This is a genomic window from Streptococcus sp. HMSC074F05, assembly GCF_001808725.1.
In the GTDB taxonomy this organism is placed as follows: Bacteria; Bacillota; Bacilli; order Lactobacillales; family Streptococcaceae; genus Streptococcus; species Streptococcus parasanguinis_I.
This window is the reverse complement of sequence record NZ_KV794391.1, coordinates 1-3,228: the sequence shown is the minus strand read 5'-3', so window position 1 is coordinate 3,228 and position 3,228 is coordinate 1. Positions and strand designations below refer to the sequence as shown.

The following is a 3,228-nucleotide window of genomic DNA, read 5'->3' as shown; positions in this document are numbered from 1 at the left end:
CCCATAAACCGACATTTCTACACCCATAAAACTCGCAAACCCTTGGGACTCTAAGGTTTGCTGAGGTGTTAAATATATTATTAAACATATATATAAAATATATATAAATAAGGTCTCACTTCGTTTCGCCCCCAAATCTACACCTTCGTTTGATTTTTTGAGGCTTCGCCTTAGAGCCCTTCGGCTCTCGGTCGCTTCGCTCCCAGAGGGCTTGCGCCCTCTTTGTTAGCAATCAATCCAACATTTGTGATCTTACGACTTACTTTTTGTTTTAAACGCAACACAGCTGGCCTACAAGGGAGTATAAAGCTAGAGGGGAGATGATGGCTATTTACACTAGATGAATTCTGTAATTTAGATTATAAAGCCAATGGAAAGACGGCTAAAAGCCGTCCGCTTTTGGTGTAGATGATATATTTCAGTTAGCGAATTATCTATCTGCTAAGATCGAGATCATCTCTATCAAATGTTCTCTCACCATCTTCCAACTCAAGATCTTTTCTCTGGATAATCTTCTCAGCAATCTCATCACGTTCTCGTTCTGTCAGATAATATTCTTGATCCTGCAACTGAGACCTGTATTTATTTCTGTCTTCAACTACAGCTGTCAATTCTTTAGACAAGCTATCATTTTCCCTAAGTAGAGCAGCCATTTCCTCTTTTAATTTCGCAATAGTAGCTCTTAAACGCTTCACAATTCCTAAACCAAGGATATGTTCCTTGAAATCGTTCAGCAAATTCACCAACGGCCCTCTATCTGCCCTCCGGGCCAAATCATCGAAATCTTTCTCTGGGACCATGACGTAGCGTTGTTTTTCCTTTCCAAAGCCTCGTTCTTCGATTTTATAATTGCGCTTATCATCAATCGGTTTTTTTGCGATCAGCTGCATCATCAGCATCGCATCGACCGTATCATCTTCGATTCGCTTCAAGTCAAGCTGTTCAGCTTTGCTAACGAGCTCATCGTTCATCTCTTTGATCACTCTAGCTTGCTGTCTCTTGCGGGCCTCAAATGCCTCGTCTCGCTTTTGAAATTTTTCTTCTTGCTTTCGCAATCGCTCGTTTAGCTCTTCCATCTTCTCTTCATGAGCTTGTTCCTCACGTTGCATTTTAACAATCTGACTTGATTTTCGATTCTCAATATATTCCATCGCGTCTTTATATTCGCGCATATCCTTGATATCATTGGTTTGCCCAGCTTTTCGGTCGATTCCGATTTCATGTACAAATTCATGCAGACGATGAACTTCTGCATCTCTAAACGTTTTAAACTGTTCCCTCCCAGATGGGCCGAAGCCTTCCTGTTCCAGAGCCTTTCTAAACGATGGTTGCACAGCAAGCCCATTTTTGTATCCAGTTGCTGTTGGAACCACGTTAAAGTGTGCGTGAGGGGCCCCAGATTCGTCCAGATGGACGATAGCATTGTAAATGGTCATATTATCGTGCCGTTCGTTAAAATCGCGTACATAACGCGCCAGGGCTTCTCCTACCTCTTGTTTTTCTTCAAAACTCAATCTTTCCCAATCTGCCTTATTACCGACTGCAACAATGAATTCCCTTTGTAGGTCCAAGTTTTTGGACTTCTGGACGTGTTTATAATAATCATCGATCTTGCGATCTTTGCGTTTTTGCTTCGCATTATAAGCGTTCAGTGCGTCGTCAAATAGTTCGTGATAAACATCTTTGATATCACGTTTGAAAATCTGAATATTGTATTTCGATTTTTCGCGCTGGATGTGCTTATGAGCATCGCTTCTAAATTCTTTTTCTGTTAATTCGCGATTGTTGTGTCTGATATTCGTTTGACTTGGGTTTGTTTTGAAAGACAATGTCATTGTTTTATTCATGATTTAAACCTACCTTTCGAGAGTTACTCATAGTATGCCATTTTTTGTTAAAAAAAAAGACAAAACAGAAGAAAAAAACGCAACACTCAAAGAATTTAACTAGGCTAATAATCTAGTTAATAAAAATATGGATAGATATAGAGATCCATGTTTTGTCCATTTCGTGGGTTTATATATAAGTCCATGAAAAATACAAATAATGGTCTACATAGTTGTCCATGATTTGAGTAGAAAATGGACTATATATAGGACCATGAAAATATAGAATAATGGGATATATAGTAGACCACGAAATGATAAAATCATGGAACATGTATAAGTCCATTATTTATATAAAAGATGGACAACATATAGGCCCATTATTGGGCTTAAACGTGGGTCAGTATATAAAACCATTAACAAACTAAAAACGCTCAATTTAGCCCGAAAAGCGGGCTAAGACGCAGCGCTACCGCTATTCTGCGTCGATATTGTCGATTTAAAACAGATGTAAAATTCATAATCCAAAGTCGGGATTTCGTGGGGCGTTTCTGTTACTCTTTGTCAAAGAGTAACGTTTTTGCATCTTTGACACCACTGCGTGGCGTACAAAGGTAAAACGCTCCTGCGGAGAGCTTGGGTTGCACCCCTTTTTTGCCCCATCATGGTCCAAAAAATTCACTGCGTTTTTCGGCCCACTTTTGTGGTCTCGAAAAAATCGGCGCGAACAACGCACCGAAAAAATTGCGTGAAGCAATTTTTGCTTGCCCATTTTTTGCTAACAAAATAATTTCAGCTGCGCTAAAATTATCAGCAAAAAAATGGTCTTTGCCTTCGCACGAACCAACGTGCAATTTGTCCGCGAACCGCGCAGACAAAAAAGAGAGAGCTTACAACTCCCTCTCTCAGCCATTTAATAAACTTGATAACCGTATTTATTGCGTTCTACAGTAATTTTCTTCTTTTTGCTTTCAAACCTCAACAATCCTTTACTAGTATATGGTCTGAGGAGAAAGAAATATTAGAAAAGCAAAAAAAGGAAATATTAGCTCAGTTTGATAAAACAGAAGATTATACAAAAGCAAAATAATTGGAGACCTATTAGGAAAATCAAAAAAACTTCATTGATATAAGATGTAGATTTTATAAAAAACAAAAAAAGTTACCTGATTTGTTTTTTTCTAAGAGGTTTTTTAGAAAAGGATGAGCGAAGACGGCTTTATTGATTTTTATATAAGTTTTAGATATTGAAATCGATTCTATAGAAACAAACTGCTAAAAACTGCATGAAGAATTATTTTTTGAAATATCCTAACGATATTATAAAAAAATAGCTACCAAATATAGCTATTTTAAATCACATAAATCATATGGTTCTGTTGCAAAGTTTTAAATCTACTAT

General features: G+C 37.7%; 1 protein-coding gene. It reads right to left on the bottom strand.

What is annotated here, in order from left to right:
- Nucleotides 1–434 precede the first annotated feature (434 nt).
- Nucleotides 435–1,847, bottom strand: a complete 1,413-nt coding sequence (locus tag HMPREF2685_RS00010; protein WP_070464515.1) for a plasmid recombination protein — start codon at nucleotides 1,845–1,847, stop codon at nucleotides 435–437.
- Nucleotides 1,848–3,228: the final 1,381 nt, after the last annotated feature.

Coding starts and splice junctions, on each gene's coding strand:
- HMPREF2685_RS00010 (WP_070464515.1), bottom strand. CDS start 1,847: ATGAATAAAACAATGACATTGTCTTTCAAAACAAACCCAAGTCAAACG.